This window comes from Pseudomonas sp. JV241A (genome assembly GCF_900275665.1).
In the GTDB taxonomy this organism is placed as follows: Bacteria; Pseudomonadota; Gammaproteobacteria; order Pseudomonadales; family Pseudomonadaceae; genus Aquipseudomonas; species Aquipseudomonas wadenswilerensis.
Genome location: NZ_OPYO01000013.1, coordinates 344,915 through 361,086 on the forward strand (window position 1 = coordinate 344,915; position 16,172 = coordinate 361,086).

The 16,172-nt window shown below is 63.6% G+C and carries 12 protein-coding genes; 7 read left to right on the top strand and 5 right to left on the bottom strand.

The window, feature by feature from the left end:
* Positions 1-30: 30 nt before the first annotated feature.
* Both JV241A_RS08245 and nagZ read left to right on the top strand, forming a co-directional pair.
* Positions 31-555, top strand: coding sequence for a L,D-transpeptidase (locus tag JV241A_RS08245; protein WP_115086085.1), 525 nt, complete (start codon positions 31-33; stop codon positions 553-555).
* Between the two features lie 22 nt (positions 556-577).
* Complete coding sequence (nagZ, locus tag JV241A_RS08250) at positions 578-1,576, top strand: beta-N-acetylhexosaminidase (RefSeq protein ID WP_177414849.1); 999 nt, start codon at positions 578-580, stop codon at positions 1,574-1,576.
* Positions 1,577-1,657: 81 nt separating this feature from the next.
* Here nagZ and JV241A_RS08255 read toward each other — a convergent pair whose 3' ends face one another.
* The 3 genes from JV241A_RS08255 to mfd form a co-directional block, all read right to left on the bottom strand.
* Entirely contained in the window at positions 1,658-4,024 is a 2,367-nt protein-coding gene (locus JV241A_RS08255) for a DEAD/DEAH box helicase (RefSeq protein ID WP_240047846.1), read from the bottom strand.
* 273 nt (positions 4,025-4,297) lie between these two features.
* A complete protein-coding gene (locus JV241A_RS08260; RefSeq protein ID WP_115086089.1) occupies positions 4,298-4,858 on the bottom strand; it encodes a CsiV family protein in 561 nt (186 codons plus the stop codon).
* Positions 4,859-4,868: 10 nt separating this feature from the next.
* Positions 4,869-8,318, bottom strand: coding sequence for a transcription-repair coupling factor (gene mfd / locus JV241A_RS08265; RefSeq protein ID WP_115086090.1), 3,450 nt, complete (start codon positions 8,316-8,318; stop codon positions 4,869-4,871).
* 169 nt (positions 8,319-8,487) lie between these two features.
* Here mfd and JV241A_RS08270 point away from each other — a divergent pair, with 169 nt between their 5' ends.
* The 3 genes from JV241A_RS08270 (at position 8,488) to sthA (ending at position 12,691) form a co-directional block, all read left to right on the top strand.
* Complete coding sequence (locus JV241A_RS08270; RefSeq protein WP_115086091.1) at positions 8,488-9,951, top strand: glyceraldehyde-3-phosphate dehydrogenase; 1,464 nt, start codon at positions 8,488-8,490, stop codon at positions 9,949-9,951.
* Between the two features lie 73 nt (positions 9,952-10,024).
* The gene (locus tag JV241A_RS08275; RefSeq protein WP_134061915.1) at positions 10,025-11,023 is read left to right on the top strand and encodes an FAD:protein FMN transferase; all 999 of its coding nucleotides are present in this window, start codon (positions 10,025-10,027) and stop codon (positions 11,021-11,023) included.
* A 273-nt stretch (positions 11,024-11,296) separates the two neighbouring features.
* Complete coding sequence (gene sthA / locus JV241A_RS08280) at positions 11,297-12,691, top strand: Si-specific NAD(P)(+) transhydrogenase (protein WP_115086093.1); 1,395 nt, start codon at positions 11,297-11,299, stop codon at positions 12,689-12,691.
* A gap of 42 nt (positions 12,692-12,733) precedes the next feature.
* Here sthA and JV241A_RS08285 read toward each other — a convergent pair whose 3' ends face one another.
* Positions 12,734-13,456, bottom strand: coding sequence for a glycerophosphodiester phosphodiesterase (locus tag JV241A_RS08285; protein WP_115086094.1), 723 nt, complete (start codon positions 13,454-13,456; stop codon positions 12,734-12,736).
* Positions 13,457-13,484: 28 nt separating this feature from the next.
* Positions 13,485-14,072, bottom strand: coding sequence for a PilZ domain-containing protein (locus tag JV241A_RS08290; protein WP_115086095.1), 588 nt, complete (start codon positions 14,070-14,072; stop codon positions 13,485-13,487).
* Between the two features lie 94 nt (positions 14,073-14,166).
* On the opposite strand from JV241A_RS08290, the gene JV241A_RS08295 reads away from it, so the two are divergent.
* On the top strand, positions 14,167-15,417 hold the full coding sequence (locus tag JV241A_RS08295) for a lipoprotein-releasing ABC transporter permease subunit (protein WP_115086096.1): 1,251 nt from the start codon (positions 14,167-14,169) through the stop codon (positions 15,415-15,417).
* Between the two features lie 7 nt (positions 15,418-15,424).
* On the top strand, positions 15,425-16,108 hold the full coding sequence (lolD, locus tag JV241A_RS08300) for a lipoprotein-releasing ABC transporter ATP-binding protein LolD (RefSeq protein WP_177414845.1): 684 nt from the start codon (positions 15,425-15,427) through the stop codon (positions 16,106-16,108).
* The last annotated feature ends 64 nt before the right edge of the window (positions 16,109-16,172 follow it).

The following is a 16,172-nucleotide window of genomic DNA, read 5'->3' on the forward strand; positions in this document are numbered from 1 at the left end:
GGCGAGCCGCATCGGCTAAGCTAGCGCCCCATGGCCAGTCTCGATTTCCTGCACATTTCCCTCGCTGATCAATGCCTTTATGGGTTCGCCCAGGGGCAGTTGCGCCTGCGTCTTGAGGTGTCCACCGCGCGCAACGGTGCCGGTGAGCTCAAGGGTTCGGGCTGCACGCCGCGTGGGCGCCATCAGGTGCGCGCCAAGATCGGTGCCGGCCTGGCGCAAGGCGCGGTGTTGCGAGGTCGACGCTGGACCGGCGAAACCTGGTCGCCTGAACTGCACGAACAATTTCCCGGTCGCGACTGGATCCTCACGCGCATACTCTGGCTCAGCGGTTGTGAGCCGGGCATCAATCGCCTGGGGCCGGTCGACACCTTTCGTCGTTACATCTACCTGCATGGCACTCCCGATAGTGAACCTATGGGCGTGCCGTTGTCCCATGGCTGCGTGCGCTTGCGCAACGCCGACCTGCTGAGCCTGTTCGACCAGGTGCCGGTGCATTGCCCGGTGCAGATCGACGAAGCCGCATGCCCCCAATGGGCTCACATCAGCGTCAACTGAAGGATCAATTATGAGTGCCAGCCTGCAAGGCTCCCTGATGGTCGACATCGCCGGTACCTGGCTGACCGCCGAGGACCGCCAGCTTTTGCGCCAGCCCGAAGTGGCCGGCCTGATTATCTTCGCCCGTAACATCGAATGCCCGCGCCAGGTGCGCGAGCTGTGCGCTTCGATCCGCGCCATTCGCCCGGAGCTGATCCTGGCGGTGGACCAGGAGGGTGGTCGGGTCCAGCGCCTGCGCCAGGGTTTTGTACGCCTGCCGGCGATGCGTGCGATTGCCGATAACGACAATGCTGAATACCTGGCCGAGCAATGCGGTTGGCTGATGGCCACCGAAGTGCTGGCGGTGGGCCTGGACCTGAGCTTCGCTCCGGTGCTGGACCTCGATCACCAGCGCAGCGCCGTGGTCGGCAGCCGCGCCTTCGAAGGTGATCCGCAGCGCGCCACGCTACTGGCCGGTGCCTTTATCCGCGGTATGAACGCCGCGGGCATGGCTGCCTGTGGCAAGCATTTCCCCGGCCATGGCTGGGCCGAGGCCGATTCCCATGTGGCGATTCCCACCGATGAGCGCAGCCTGGAGCAGATCCGCGCGGCCGATCTGGTGCCGTTCACTCGTTTGAGTGGGCAGCTGGCGGCGGTGATGCCGGCCCATGTGATCTATCCACAGGTCGACAACCAGCCGGCCGGTTTCTCCCGGCGCTGGCTGCAGGACATCCTGCGCGGCGAGTTGGGTTTCAATGGGGTGATCTTCAGTGACGACCTGTCCATGGCCGGTGCCCATGTGGTCGGTGACGCGGCCAGTCGAATCGAGGCGGCGCTGAGCGCCGGCTGTGACATGGGCCTGGTGTGCAATGACCGGGCAGCAGCCGAGCTTGCGCTGACAGCGGCCCAGCGCCTGAAGGTCAAACCTTCGCCACGTATCGCGCAGATGCGCGGGCAGGGCTTTGCCCGTACCGACTATCGTCAACAGCCGCGCTGGCTGGAGGCGCTTGGGGCGCTCAAGGAAGCTCAACTGGTAGATTGATTGCAGGGCTGCGTTGCAGCCCATCGCTGGCAAGCCAGCTCCCACAGGGTCCGTGTGGGAGCTGGCTTGCCAGCGATGGATTCACCGCGCACTAGCGCCGTGCCGCTTCCCCGGCAACGGCGCCAACAGCGCATCGATATCTTCCGCCGCCAAACGCCAGTCCCCCGCCTGCCGTCCATCCAGCACACCCGCCGCCAGCGCCGATTTCTCCTGCTGCAACTGCTGGATCTTCTCTTCCACCGTGCCCCGGGTAATCAGCTTGTAGACGAACACCGGCTTCTCCTGGCCAATGCGATAAGCGCGGTCGGTGGCCTGGTTTTCCGCTGCCGGGTTCCACCACGGGTCGTAGTGGATCACGGTGTCAGCCGCGGTCAGGTTCAAGCCAACGCCGCCGGCCTTGAGGCTGATCAGAAAGATCTGCAGCTGGCCGCTTTGGAAGTCCTGCACCGGCGCCCGGCGATCGCGGGTTTCGCCGGTCAGCAGGGCGTAGGCGATACCGCGTTGCTGCAGCTCTGCCTCGATCAATCGCAGCATGCTGGTGAACTGCGAAAACAGCAGCACCCGCCGGCCTTCGGCGAGAAGCTCTTCGAGCATCTCCATCAGGCTCGCAAGCTTGCCTGAATGAGCGCCCCGAGCGGTCGAGGCCTCGCTGTTGATCAGGCGCAGGTCGCAGCACACCTGGCGCAGCTTGAGCAGCGCTTCGAGGATGATGATCTGGCTGCGCGCCACGCCCTTGCGGGTGATTTCCGCACGGACTTTCTGGTCCATGGCCAGGCGCATGGTTTCGTACACGTCGCGCTGCGCATCGCTGAGCTCGACCCAGTGGATCATCTCGGTCTTGGCCGGCAGTTCGGTGGCCACCTGTTCCTTGGTGCGGCGCAACAGGAAGGGTTTGATCCGGGCGTTGAGGTGCTGCAGGCGTTCGCCATTGCCCTGGCGCTCGATCGGCACCCGGTAGTCGCGGTTGAAGGCTTTGGCATCACCCAGCCAGCCAGGCAGCAGGAAGTGAAACAGCGACCACAGCTCGCCCAGGTGGTTTTCCAGCGGCGTGCCGCTCAGGCACAGGCGCTGGCGGGCTTCGAGCTGACGCGCCGCCTGGGCCGCCTTGCTGCCCGGGCTCTTGATGTACTGCGCCTCGTCGAGGATCAGCACATGCAGCATCAGGCCCTTGAAGTGCGCCAGGTCCTTGGGCAGCAGGGCATAGGTGGTCAGCAGCAGGTCGTAGTCCTGCAGGTTGTCGAAATGCTTGCGCCGGCCGATGCCCTGCAGGGCCAGAACCCGCAAGCCGGGGGCGAAGCGTTCGGCTTCGTCCTGCCAGTTGGGGATCAGGCTGGTGGGCATCACCACCATGGCCGGACGGGTCAGGCGCCCGGCGTTCTTTTCGCTGAGCAGGTGGGCGAGGGTCTGCAGGGTTTTGCCCAGGCCCATGTCGTCAGCGAGGATGCCACCGACCTCCAGCTCGCGCAGGGCCTGCATCCAGCTCAGGCCTTCGATCTGATAGGGGCGCAGGATAGCATTCAGGCCATCCGGGGTTTGCGCCGGCTGCAGGCGGATATCGCGCAGGCGCTCGCCCAGGCCGCGTACCCGCTCGCCGCCTTGCCAGCTCAGCGGCAGGTCTTCCAGGGCGTTGAGGCGGGTGGCGTCGAGGGTGGGCAGGCGCACGCTGGTTTCACCGGGCTCACGCAGGTAGAAGTCGCCGAGGGTTGCCAGTACCGGCTTGAGGCGGCCGTAGGGCAGGGCCACTTGCAGGCTGCGCCGTGCTTCGCCCGCAGGGGCGGGAATCTGCACCAGCAACTGTTCATCATCGCGGCGCTTGTGCAATTGCGCCGGGTTGAGCAGTTCCGGATGGCTGCGCAGTACGTTGAGCAGGATCGGCAGCAGGCTCAGGCGCTGGCCATTGACCTCGATGCCCAGTTCCAGGTCGAACCAGTCGCGGCCGCTGGCCTCGTCGATCTGCGCGTACCAGTCGTCAACCTCGGCGAGATTGAAGGCGAAGTCGTCGGTGTACTCGATCTCCCAGCCTTGCTCGCGCAGGGCGGGCAGGTCGTTGAGCATGAAGCGCAGCCAGGCCGCTTCGGAAGCCAGTTCCAGCAGGTCGCCGGCGCTCTCCGGCAAGGCCTTGCTTTGCCGGGTGGCGACCTTGAAGCCCAGGCGCTGAAGGGTCTGGCGGATCTGGCTTTCGATCTCGGTGTGGCGCTGTATGCGTTGGCTGGTGGTGCCATCCAGGCGGGTGACTTCCTTGCCTTGCCTGCCGCTGGCGCGAATGCCGTCATAGTTGAACGACAGCGCCGCCCGGTGCTGGTGCTGGCGCTGCATCCTGCCGGTTTGCGGCACGTAGGCGCTGAATTCGTGGCTGCCCAGAATCAGGTGGGGCGTGGGGGCAATACCGTCGATGATCTTCTCGCTCAATGTTCTGGGGGTGGGGATCTGCCGATTGAGGGTGTGGATCCGGTGGCTGAATTTTACCACCTGGCTTTGCGGGACCGCCGGCGCCGAAGCGAGGTACGAAGCAATGACTTGATCATAGCTGTGGCGCAGGCGGCCAATCCTTTCCTCGGCCGGATCAAAGTAGTACTGCCATCCTTGCGGCGGTTGCAGGTGTACGGGGTAATCGAGGCTTTGCCCTCTGGCATCAGGTCCAGCTCGTACACCAGCATGCGCCCGACGTTGCTGACGGCTTGGCCAGTCTGTCGAGCCAGTTTTCCAGGGGCGGGCATCCGGCTACTGCTCCATCATCTCCGGCGCAGGCGTCGGCGCGCTCACTGGCCGGTTGGCTGTGACCTTGAGCAGCAGGGCCAGGTGGCCGCCGTCGAGAAAGGTCAGCTCGCCATTTTTGATGTTGCTGTTGCTCTGCTTGAGCGGCTCGCTCTGGATCACGCTGCCGTTGCCGTCGAACTGGTTGACCCAGAAGTTGGCATCCGCTGCGATGAAACGCTCTTCCTTGAGGGTCAGGTTGCCGGCGATGGGGAACTGGCCGAAGTGTTCTTCGCCATCGCTGATCGCCACCGTGCCGGCGTCCTGTTTCCAGGCCTTGTGCAGCAGCACGGTGTACTGTGGGTCGGCCGCAAGCTTGGCCGCCTCGTCATTCAGTACCGGTTGGCGCAGGTCAGCCTCGGCGACGACCTGGGCGCCGTTGCGCCAGTCTTCCGGGGCCGACTTGCTGGTGATTGCCGGCACGGCGTTCTGCCGCACCAGGATCATTTCGACCTGAAAAGTGCCATCGGCAAATGCCGCCGGGGCAATCAGCGCCAGCAGCAGGGTCAGGCTACGCATTGCACGCATGGATCTTCCTTCACGCAGATTGTGGGGTCAGGCGCTCGAACAGCGCCTCAAGGTTGTTGAAGCGTTCTTCCGGGCGCTCCATCGGCACCAGGAACTTGAACTGGGTGGCGCCTTCGAACTTGTAGCGTTTGGGCTGGCCCTGGATCAGCTTGATCAGTACCAGAGGATCGACCGGGGTCTCGGCCTCGAATTCGATCTTGCCGCCATTGGGCCCGGCGTCGACCTTCTTGATGCCGAGTTTCTCTGCCTGCAGCTTGAGCAGGGTCAGGCGCACCAGGTTCTTGGTCGGCTCCGGCAGCAGGCCGAAGCGGTCGATCATCTCTACCTGCAGGTCCTTGAGGCCGTCTTCGTCCACCGCCGAAGCGATGCGCTTGTAGAGGATCAGCCGCGCATGCACATCCGGCAGGTAGTCCTCGGGAATCAGCGCCGGCAAACGCAGGTTGATTTCCGGGCCGCCGCCCAGCGGCTGGTCGAGGTTCGGCTGGGTGCCTTTGCGAATGGCCTTGACCGCGCGCTCGAGCATTTCCATGTACAGGGTAAAACCGACCGCCTGGATCTGCCCGCTCTGGCCTTCGCCGAGCAGCTCGCCGGCGCCGCGGATTTCCAGGTCGTTGGTGGCCAGGACGAAGCCAGCCCCCAGGTCCTGGGTGTTGGCGATGGCTTCCAGGCGCTTCTCGGCGTCCGGGGTGATCTGCTGGCGCGGCGGGGTGAGCAGGTAGGCATAGGCCTGGTGATGGCTGCGCCCGACCCGGCCGCGCAGCTGGTGCAGCTGGGCCAGGCCGAACTTGTCGGCACGCTCGATGATGATGGTGTTGGCGCTTGGCACGTCGATGCCGGTCTCGATGATGGTCGAGGCGATCAGCACGTTGAAGCGCTTGTGGTAGAAGTCGCTCATCACCTGTTCGAGTTCGCGTTCGCGCATCTGCCCGTGGCCGATGCCGATGCGGGCTTCCGGTACCAGCTCGGCAAGGTCGGCGGCGCATTTTTCGATGCTCTTCACATCGTTGTGCAGGTAATACACCTGGCCGCCGCGCAGCAGCTCACGCAGCAGTGCTTCCTTGACCGTGCTCTTGTTCTGCTCCATGACGAAGGTGCGCACCGACAGCCGGCGCGCCGGCGGCGTGGCGATGATCGACAGGTCGCGCATGCCGGCCACGGCCATGTTCAGGGTGCGCGGGATCGGCGTGGCGGTCAGGGTAAGGATGTCCACCTCGCTGCGCAGGGCCTTGAGCTGCTCTTTCTGGCGCACGCCGAAACGGTGTTCTTCGTCGATGATCACCAGGCCCAGGTCCTTGACCTTGACGTCGTCCTGCAACAGCTTGTGGGTACCGATGACGATGTCGATCTTGCCTTCGGCCAGGTCCGCCACCGCAGCGGCGACTTCCTTGGGCGACTTGAAGCGGCTCATCACCTCGACCGTTACCGGCCAGTCGGCAAAGCGGTCGCGGAAGCTGTTGTAGTGCTGTTGGGCGAGCAGGGTGGTGGGGACCAGGATCGCTACCTGGCGGCCGCCGTGTACGGCGATGAACGCGGCGCGCATGGCCACTTCGGTCTTGCCGAAGCCGACGTCGCCGCACACCAGGCGGTCCATCGGCTTGGCCGCGAGCATGTCCTCGCGCACCGCTTCGATGGCGCTCTGCTGGTCCGGGGTTTCCTCGAAGGGGAAACCGGCGCTGAAGGTGGCGTAATCCACCGACGGGTCGGCGAAGGCATAACCTTTGCGCGCGGCGCGGCGGGCATAGATGTCGAGCAGTTCGGCGGCCACGTCACGCACCTGTTCGGCGGCCTTGCGCTTGGCTTTCTGCCAGGTTTCGGAGCCGAGCCGGTGCAGCGGCGCCAGGGCGTCGTCGCTACCGGTGTAGCGGGCGATCAGGTGCAGGTTGGCCACCGGCACGTAGAGCTTGGCGCCCTCGGCGTATTCGAGGGTGAGGAACTCGGCGGCCTGGTTGTCGATCTCCAGGGTGGCCAGGCCCAGGTAGCGGCCGACACCGTGGTCGATATGCACCACCGGCGCGCCTTCGCGCAGCTCGGTGAGGTTCTTGATCACCGCATCGTTGTTGGCGTCGCTGCGCTTGTCGCGGCGCCGGCGCTGCATCACCCGCTGACCGAACAGCGGGCTCTCGGCGACCAGGGCAATGGCCGGCTCATCCAGCAGCAGGCCTTCGTCCAGCGGCGCGATGGTGATTGCCAGGCGCTCCTTGCCGGCAACGAAGGCGCTCCAGCTGTCGACGGTTTGCGGGCGCAGCTTCAGGCGCTCAAGCAGCTCCAGCAGCACTTCGCGACGGCCCGCCGACTCGGCGGTGAACAGCACGCGGCCGGGGAATTGCTCAAGAAAGCCCGACAGCGCCGCCAATGGCTGGTTGGCCTTGGCTTCGATGGCAAGGTTGGGCAGGACCTGGGCGGCAAAGCGCTCGCGGCCGACGCCGCTGTCGACGTCATCCTGGCTGACCACCACCCGTGGCCAGCTTTTCAGCCGGGCGAAGCAGTCTTCCACCGGCAGGAACAGCTCGGCCGGCGGCAGCAATGGCCGTGCCGGGTCGATGCGGCGCTCCTCGTAACGGTTGCGCACATCGCTCCAGAAGTGCTCGGCAGCCTGCTCGACGCCCGGCAGGGAGAACACCTGGGTGTCCTGGGGCAGGTAGTCGAACAGGGTCGAGGTGTCTTCGAAGAACAGCGGCAGGTAGTACTCGATACCGGCCGGAGTGATGCCGCTGGACAGGTCCTGGAAGATCGGGCAGCGGCGAAAATCGACATCGAAACGCTCGCGAAAGCGCGCCTTGAAGCGCGTCACTGCATCTTTTTGCAGCGGGAACTCGCGGGCCGGCAACAGCCGCACCGAGTCGACCTTGTCGATCGAACGCTGGGTTTCCGGGTCGAAGGTACGCAGGGTCTCGATCTCGTCATCGAACAGATCGATGCGGTACGGCAGCTTGCTGCCCATCGGGAACAGGTCGATCAAGGCGCCGCGCACGGCGAATTCGCCATGCTCGTACACCGTGTCGACACAGCGGTAGCCGCTGGCTTCAAGGCGCGTGCGCATCTGCTCGACATCAAGCTTCTGGCCGATGTCCAGGACCAGGCTGCTGCCGAGCAAGAAGCGCGTCGGCGCCAGGCGGTGCAGGGCCGTGGTGATCGGTACCACGAGAATGCCGTGATCGAGCTCCGGCAGCCGGTACAGGCTGGAAATCCGCTGGGAAATGATGTCCTGGTGCGGCGAGAACAGGTCGTAGGGCAGGGTTTCCCAATCGGGGAACGGCAGCACCGGCAGCTCGGGCGCAAAGAAACGCAGCTCCTGCTCGAGGCGGTCAGCGCTCTGGCTGTCGGCGGTCAGCAGCAGGGTGAAGCGTTTGGCGGCACTGGCCGCTTCGGCAATGGCCAGGCTCAGGGCGGCGCCCGGCAGGTTGCCCCAGGTTTGTTTGCCGGCAGTGGCCGGCAGGTGCGGTAGACGCAGAACAGGCACGGGAGGTCGAGCTCCAAGCGTTGCGACAAAGACGCCAATTGTAGCGGGCACAGGCCCGCGCTGTCAGGTTTGTGCAGGCTAAAAGCATGTAGTGAATTGCCGGCGACAGGCGCTCATTGCCCGATGGGCTGCGGGGCGTCATAATGTAGCCCCTTTTTTCTGTCCCTACATGTGGAAGGTTCCCGTGACTCAGAAGCCCGACCAGTGTCTTGGTGAGTGGATTGATCGTGAAGCGCTTGCAGAAGCGATGATCCCGCTTATCGGTCAGCTCTACCGCAATAACAATGTGGTGAGCTCGATCTATGGCCGTAGCCTGATCAACCGCTCGGTGATCTCGATCCTCAAAGCACACCGCTTTGCCCGTCATCGCCAGACCGACGAAACCGAACTGTCTGTACACGAGACATTCCCGCTGCTCAAAGCCATGAGCGAGCTGAAACTGGGCGCCGCTTCGGTCGACCTGGGCAAGCTGGCCAACAAATTCAAGCAAGAAGGCAACGGCCGTAGCGCCGAGCAGTTCGTGCGTGAAGAAATGGCTGACGTGGTTGGCCAGCAAAACGTTTCGGCGCGCAAAGGCACTGACGTCGTGCTGTACGGCTTCGGTCGTATCGGCCGTCTGCTGGCGCGTATCCTGATCGAGAAAACCGGTGGTGGCGACGGCCTGCGTCTGCGCGCCATCGTCGTGCGCAAAGGCGCCGAGAACGATCTGGTCAAGCGTGCCAGCCTGCTGCGTCGTGACTCGGTGCACGGCCCGTTCGATGGCACTATCACCATCGACGAAGCCAACAACACCATCACCGCCAACGGCAACCTGATCCAGGTTATCTACGCCAAGAACCCGAGCGAAGTCGACTACACCCAGTACGGCATCGAGAATGCCCTGATCGTCGACAACACCGGTGTATGGCGTGACGCCGACGGCCTGGGCCAGCACCTGGCCTGCCCGGGCGCTGCTCGCGTGATCCTCACCGCACCTGGCAAGGGCGCGCTGAAGAACATCGTGCACGGCATCAACCATGGCGAGATCAGCGCCGATGACAAGATCATCTCCGCGGCTTCCTGCACCACCAACGCCATCGTTCCTGTGCTGAAGGCGGTCAACGACAAGTTCGGTATCATCAACGGTCACGTTGAAACCGTTCACTCGTTCACCAACGACCAGAACCTGATCGACAACTTCCACAAGGGCAGCCGTCGTGGCCGTGCCGCGCCGCTGAACATGGTAATCACCGAGACCGGTGCCGCCACTGCAGCCGCCAAGGCACTGCCAGTGCTCAAGGGCAAGCTGACCGGCAATGCGATCCGCGTACCTACGCCGAACGTGTCGATGGCCATCCTGAACCTGAACCTGGAAAAAGCCACCAACCGCGAAGAGATCAACGAGTACCTGCGCCAGATGGCCATGCACTCGGACCTGCACAAGCAGATCGACTACGTGAGCTCCCAGGAAGTGGTCTCCACCGACTTCGTCGGCTCGCGCCACGCCGGTGTGGTCGATGCCGAAGCCACCATCTGCAACGATAACCGTGTTGTCCTGTACGTCTGGTACGACAACGAATTCGGTTACAGCTGCCAGGTAGTGCGCGTGATGGAAGACATGGCTGGCGTCAATCCGCCTGCTTTCCCACGCTAAGCTTGGCTTGGTCGTGAAAGACGGGAACCTCAGGGTTCCCGTTTTTTTTGCCTGAATTTCTCCAGGAGGTTGGATGCGCAAGGCAGTGTTGACAGGCGTGTTGCTGAGCCTGGCCGGATGCGGGCAAGGCGACAGTCTCGAGCGCATCAGCGGCCCGACCATGGGCAGCAGCTATACCGTGCAGTATGTGCGTACACCCCGGGGCCCGGCGCCGGAGCAGGTCAGGCGCGAGGTGGAGCGGATTCTCGAGGGCATCGATAAGCGCTTTTCCACCTACCGCAGTGATTCGTTGACCGAAGCCTTTAACAGACTGCCAGCGAACAGTTGCCAGCCAATGCCGGCTGATGTGCTTGAGCTGGTGCGGGTTGGCGAGCAACTGGCGCAGCAGAGTGACGGCGCGTTTGACCTGACCGTGGAGCCGTTGCTCGACCTGTGGGGCTTCGGCCCGCAGTCGCGCAGTGAAAAAGTACCGGATGCCCAGGCCCTGGCAGCCACTCGCCAACGGGTCGGGCATGGGCATTTGCGCATAGTTGGCGAGCAGCTGTGCAAGGATGCGCCGGTGGAAGTGAACTTCAACAGCATCGCTGCCGGGCATGCGGTGGACTTGCTGGTGGAGCGGCTAAAAGCCCTGGGTGTCGCGGATTTGCTGGTCGAAGCCACGGGCGAGCTCAAGGCCATCGGGCGCAAACCGGACGGCAGTCACTGGAACGTGGCCCTGGAATTGCCCCGCGATGATCGTCAGATTGCCCAGCAAGTGCTGGCGGTGGACGGTTTTGGTGTGTCTACCTCCGGTGACTATCGCAATTATTTCGAGGAGAATGGCCAGCGCTATTCGCACACCTTCGATGCGCGTCTGGGTAAACCGGTGAAACACGACCTGGCGGCGGTGACGGTGTTTGACCGATCGACGCTGATGGCCGATGGGTATTCGACCTTGTTGTTTATCCTCGGGCCTGAGCGGGGCTGGGAATTTGCCCTCCAGCACGAGATTGCTGCAGTGTTCGTGACCCGGGTTGCCGATGGTTTCGTCTCCCGCAGTACGCCGGCGTTTGCCCAGTTGAACAAGCAGTAACCAGTTTTTGTGGGAGCTGGCCTTGCCAGCGATGCAGGCGACGCGCAATCGCTGACACTGCGCTGATGCCATCGCCGGCAAGGCCGGCTCCCACAGGGTTTGTGTAAATGACATGTAGTGCAGAGAAAAATAGCCTACGACGCGACCAAGGGTTAATGTGCGCGGCGTTCAAGCTTGATTAGACTGCACCCGAATTTTTTCATGGCGCCGCTGGCGACATGAGGTAGCCCCGCCCGCCGATGTGGCGCGCGGGCCTGTTCTGAAGGAGTACGCATGGCTGTCTACAACTACGACGTAGTGGTGCTGGGTTCCGGCCCCGCAGGAGAAGGGGCGGCAATGAATGCTGCCAAAGCAGGACGCAAGGTGGCGATGGTCGATAGCCGTCGCCAGGTCGGCGGCAACTGCACCCACCTGGGCACCATCCCGTCCAAGGCCCTGCGTCACTCGGTGCGCCAGATCATGCAGTTCAACACCAACCCGATGTTCCGGGCCATTGGTGAGCCGCGCTGGTTCTCGTTCCCTGACGTTCTGAAAAGCGCCGAGAAGGTGATCTCCAAGCAGGTCGCCTCGCGCACCGGCTACTACGCGCGCAACCGCGTCGACGTGTTCTTCGGCACCGGCAGCTTCGCCGACGAGCAGACCATCGAAGTGGTCTGCGCCAACGGCGTGGTCGAGAAGCTGGTGGCCAAGCACATCATCATCGCCACCGGTTCGCGTCCGTATCGCCCGGCCGATATCGATTTCCACCACCCGCGAATCTACGATAGCGACACTATCCTCAGCCTCGGCCACACCCCGCGCAAACTGATCGTCTACGGTGCTGGCGTGATTGGCTGTGAATACGCCTCGATCTTCAGTGGTCTGGGTGTGCTGGTAGAGCTGGTGGACAACCGCGGCCAGTTGCTGAGCTTCCTCGACTCGGAAATCTCCCAGGCGTTGAGCTACCACTTCAGCAACAACAACATCACCGTGCGCCACAACGAAGAGTACGAGCGTGTCGAAGGCCTGGACAACGGTGTGATCCTGCACCTCAAGTCCGGCAAGAAGATCAAGGCCGACGCCTTGCTCTGGTGCAACGGCCGTACGGGCAACACCGACAAGCTGGGCCTGGAAAACATCGGCATCAAGGTCAACAGCCGTGGCCAGATCGAAGTCGACGAGAACTACCGCACCCATGTGCCGAACATCTACGGTGCCGGTGACGTGATCGGCTGGCCGAGCCTGGCCAGCGCCGCCCACGACCAGGGCCGCTCGGCCGCTGGCAGCATCGTCGACAACGGCAGCTGGCGCTTCGTCAACGATGTGCCGACCGGTATCTACACCATTCCGGAGATCAGCTCGATCGGCAAGAACGAGCAGGAGCTGACCCAGGCCAAGGTGCCGTATGAAGTGGGCAAGGCCTTCTTCAAGGGCATGGCCCGGGCGCAGATCGCCGGTGAGCCACAAGGCATGCTGAAGATCCTGTTCCACCGCGAAACCCTGGAAATCCTCGGCGTGCACTGCTTCGGTTACCAGGCGTCGGAGATCGTCCACATCGGCCAGGCGATCATGGATCAGCCGGGTGAGCACAACACTCTGAAGTACTTCGTCAACACCACCTTCAACTACCCGACCATGGCCGAAGCCTATCGGGTAGCGGCTTACGACGGCCTCAACCGGCTTTTTTGAGCGGCTCCGGCCGGTGGCCTGAGCCGGCCGGGGAGACCGATTTCAGCGATTCTCGAGGGTGGCGCTGGCCAAACCGGGAAAGTCTGTAATCAGGCTGTCTACGCCGAAGTCGGCGAGCCTGCGCATCAGCGCCGGCTCGTTGACTGTCCACACCGACACGTGCAACCCCTGGCGCTGGGCCTTGATCAGGCGCTCGGGGGTGCACAGTGTCCAGTTCAACGCCAGCAAGTTGCAGTCATAGTTCTGGGCGACCTTCAGCGGGTCGAGCCAGGCGTATTCGGCGACCAGCCCCCTGGAAATATCCGGTGTCAGCTCAAGCGCTGCGCCCAGCACTTCCCGTGAGCTCGAGGTGATGGTGATCTTGTCGAGCAGGCCGAACTGCTGGGCCATTTCGCGGATTGCCAGCACGGTGGTGGCGGCGCGGGTGCGCGAGGCACTCTTGACTTCCAGCTGCCAGTGCTCGAAATCGCACTTCTCGAACAGTTCCTCAAGGCGCGGGACAGGGCAGGGCGAGACCCAGCCCGGGCCGCCCTTGCGCGCGTCATAGGTGGCAAGGTCTGCCGCGCTGTGCTCGACGACCTTGCCGCGCCGGCCGGTGGTGCGCTTGAGGCTGGGGTCGTGGATCACCATCAGCTGGTTGTCGGCTGACAGGTGCAGGTCGAGCTCGCAGCGACGCACGCCGTGCCCAAGGCACTGCTGGAAGCTGGCGAGGGTGTTTTCGGGGGCTTCGCCCTTGGCGCCGCGGTGGCCGTAAATCGTGGTCACGTTTGTTCCTTCAACAAATAAGTGAAACTCAGGAGGCGCTTGGCTCGTTCTGCTCCAGGGCCTGGCGTCGTTGTTGCGCTTGGCGTTGCAGGATGTAGCGGGCCAGCAGCTGGCGCTGGGCATCGGTGGTGTCGACGAATTCGGTGCCGATCTCGTAGAGGCCATCGGCGTTGCGATCGCAATGGGTAACCTTGGCGCGCAGCAACAGGCCCAGGGCCTGGGGCATCAGCACCATCTTCACCGCGATACGTGCGCCGGCAGCCACCGGCTCGGCCTGGCTGAACTCGATGCCGCCCTCGGACAGCACCACCGTCTGTGGCGCGCTCAGTTGCCCGAGCAAGGTCTGCGCGACCACCGCGCTAAGCAGGTCGATGCGCTTGTTCTGGGCCTTGAGAAAGGCGGCCAGGGTGCGGTCCTTGTCACTGAGCTGGCGCAGCAGGTGCTGGGATTCGAACTCGCTCAGGTGCAGTTCGCTGAGCAGGTTGAACAGCGGCGAAGTATCTTGCAACAAGTCCGCGCCAGGCGCTTCGGTGGCGCTCAACGGGCTAATTTCCAGTGCGATCTGATCCTCGATACGGTAGTATTCGCGGCGATCTTCTTCATCTAATGTCGACATGGCGAACCCATGGTAGCGGCGGTGGTCTGAGTGTAAAGCTGCTATTCAAGCCCCGCCACAAGGACGTTCCTCTTTCATCCGAACAAGCCCCGACATGTTCAGACCTCTCTTCGTATTCATCGGCACGCGTTATACCCGTGCCAAGCGTCGCAACCACTTCGTCTCGTTCATTTCCCTGACCTCGATGATCGGCCTCGCCCTGGGCGTTGTCGTGATGATCGTGGTGTTGTCGGTCATGAATGGCTTCGATCACGAGATGCGCACCCGGGTGTTGGGCATGGTGCCCCACGCCACACTGGAAACCGGCCAGCCGATCAACGACTGGCCCGCCCTTGCCAGTCAAGTAAAGCAGAACCCGCAGGTTCTGGCGGTGGCGCCCTTCACCCAGATGCAGGGCCTGCTGACCCATGACGGCAAGGTGCAGAAGGTGCTGCTCAATGGCATCGACCCGGCTCAGGAACGCAAGGTCTCGATCATCGACGACTTTATCCGCGAGGGTAAGCTCGATGACCTGGCTCCCGGCGAGTTCGGCATCATGATCGGCGACAAGGCGGCAACCAAGCTGGGCGTTGGCATCGGCGACAAGCTGACCTTCGTCGCCCCGGAGGTCACCGTGACCCCGGCCGGCATGTTCCCGCGCATGAAGCGTTTCACCGTGGTCGGCATCTTCCATGTCGGCGCCGGCGAAATCGACGGCTACCTGGGCCTGACCAACCTGTCGGACCTGTCCCGCCTGCACCGCTGGAAGTCCGACCAGGTCCAGGGCCTGCGCCTGAAGTTCGACGACCTGTTCCAGGCCCCGCGAGTTGCCTGGGACATTGCGCAGAAACTCGGCGAGCAGGAGTTCTACGCCCGCGACTGGACCCGCAGCCACGGCAACCTGTACCAGGCGATCCGCATGGAAAAAGCCATGATCGGCCTGCTGTTGCTGCTGATCGTCGCGGTGGCGGCGTTCAACATCATTTCCACCCTGGTGATGGTGGTCAACGACAAGAAGGGCGATATCGCCATCTTGCGCACCCTGGGTTCGACGCCTGGGCAGATCATGGCCATCTTCATGGTCCAGGGCACGGTGATCGGCGTGGTCGGCACCCTGATCGGCGCGTTGGTGGGCATTTTTGCCGCGCTCAATGTCAGCGCCGCGATTGCCGGCATCGAGACCCTGATCGGGCACAAGTTCCTCAATGCCGACGTCTACTTCATCGACTACCTGCCTTCGCAGATCATGGCCGAGGACGTGTGGATGGTCTGCGGTGCGGCATTGGTCCTGAGTTTCCTCGCCACCCTGTATCCGGCCTGGCGTGCGGCACGCACCCAGCCTGCGGAGGCGCTACGTTATGAGTGAGTTGGGCATGAGTGATAAAGCAGTGCTGAGTTGCCGCAACCTGGGCAAGTCCTACGAGGAAGGCCCGGAGAAGGTCCAGGTGTTGTCCGGTTTGCAGCTGGAGCTGCACCCGGGCGAGCGGGTGGCGATCGTCGGTAGTTCGGGTTCGGGCAAGAGTACCTTGCTCAACCTGCTCGGCGGCCTCGACACGCCTTCCGAAGGCAGCGTCTGGCTGGCCGGCGAAGAGCTCTCGGCGCTGGGCGAACGCGCCCGTGGCCTGCTGCGCAACCGCGCCCTGGGCTTTGTCTACCAGTTCCACCACCTGCTGCCGGAGTTCACCGCGCTGGAGAACGTGTGCATGCCGCTGCTGATCGGCCGCACCGCCATCCCTGAAGCTCGCGAGCGCGCCGAAGCGTTGCTCAAGCGCGTCGGCCTGGGCCATCGCCTGAGCCACAAGCCGGCCGAGTTGTCCGGTGGTGAGCGCCAGCGCGTGGCCATCGCCCGGGCGCTGGTCAACCGTCCGGGGCTGGTAATGCTTGACGAGCCGACCGGCAACCTCGATCACCACACCGCCCAGGGCATCCAGGACCTCATGCAGGAGCTGAGCAGCGCTTCGCAGACGGCCTTCCTGGTGGTGACCCACGATCTCAACCTGGCGCGGCAGATGGACCGTGTGCTGCGTCTGGAAGACGGGCACCTGGTCCCGATCTGACGGCCCGCGCAATGTGCCCGCCGGGTTAGGCGGGCACCTGGTTTCTTTTCTTTACCCGGGTGCT

Excerpts from the sequence above, each read along its gene's own strand:
- JV241A_RS08245 (WP_115086085.1), top strand. The coding sequence starts at position 31 with ATGGCCAGTCTCGATTTCCTGCACATTTCCCTCGCTGATCAATGCCTT.
- JV241A_RS08260 (WP_115086089.1), bottom strand. The coding sequence starts at position 4,858 with ATGCGTGCAATGCGTAGCCTGACCCTGCTGCTGGCGCTGATTGCCCCG.
- JV241A_RS08270 (WP_115086091.1), top strand. The coding sequence starts at position 8,488 with ATGTGGAAGGTTCCCGTGACTCAGAAGCCCGACCAGTGTCTTGGTGAG.
- JV241A_RS08275 (WP_134061915.1), top strand. The coding sequence starts at position 10,025 with ATGCGCAAGGCAGTGTTGACAGGCGTGTTGCTGAGCCTGGCCGGATGC.
- sthA (WP_115086093.1), top strand. The coding sequence starts at position 11,297 with ATGGCTGTCTACAACTACGACGTAGTGGTGCTGGGTTCCGGCCCCGCA.
- JV241A_RS08290 (WP_115086095.1), bottom strand. The coding sequence starts at position 14,072 with ATGTCGACATTAGATGAAGAAGATCGCCGCGAATACTACCGTATCGAG.
- JV241A_RS08295 (WP_115086096.1), top strand. The coding sequence starts at position 14,167 with ATGTTCAGACCTCTCTTCGTATTCATCGGCACGCGTTATACCCGTGCC.
- lolD (WP_177414845.1), top strand. The coding sequence starts at position 15,425 with ATGAGTGATAAAGCAGTGCTGAGTTGCCGCAACCTGGGCAAGTCCTAC.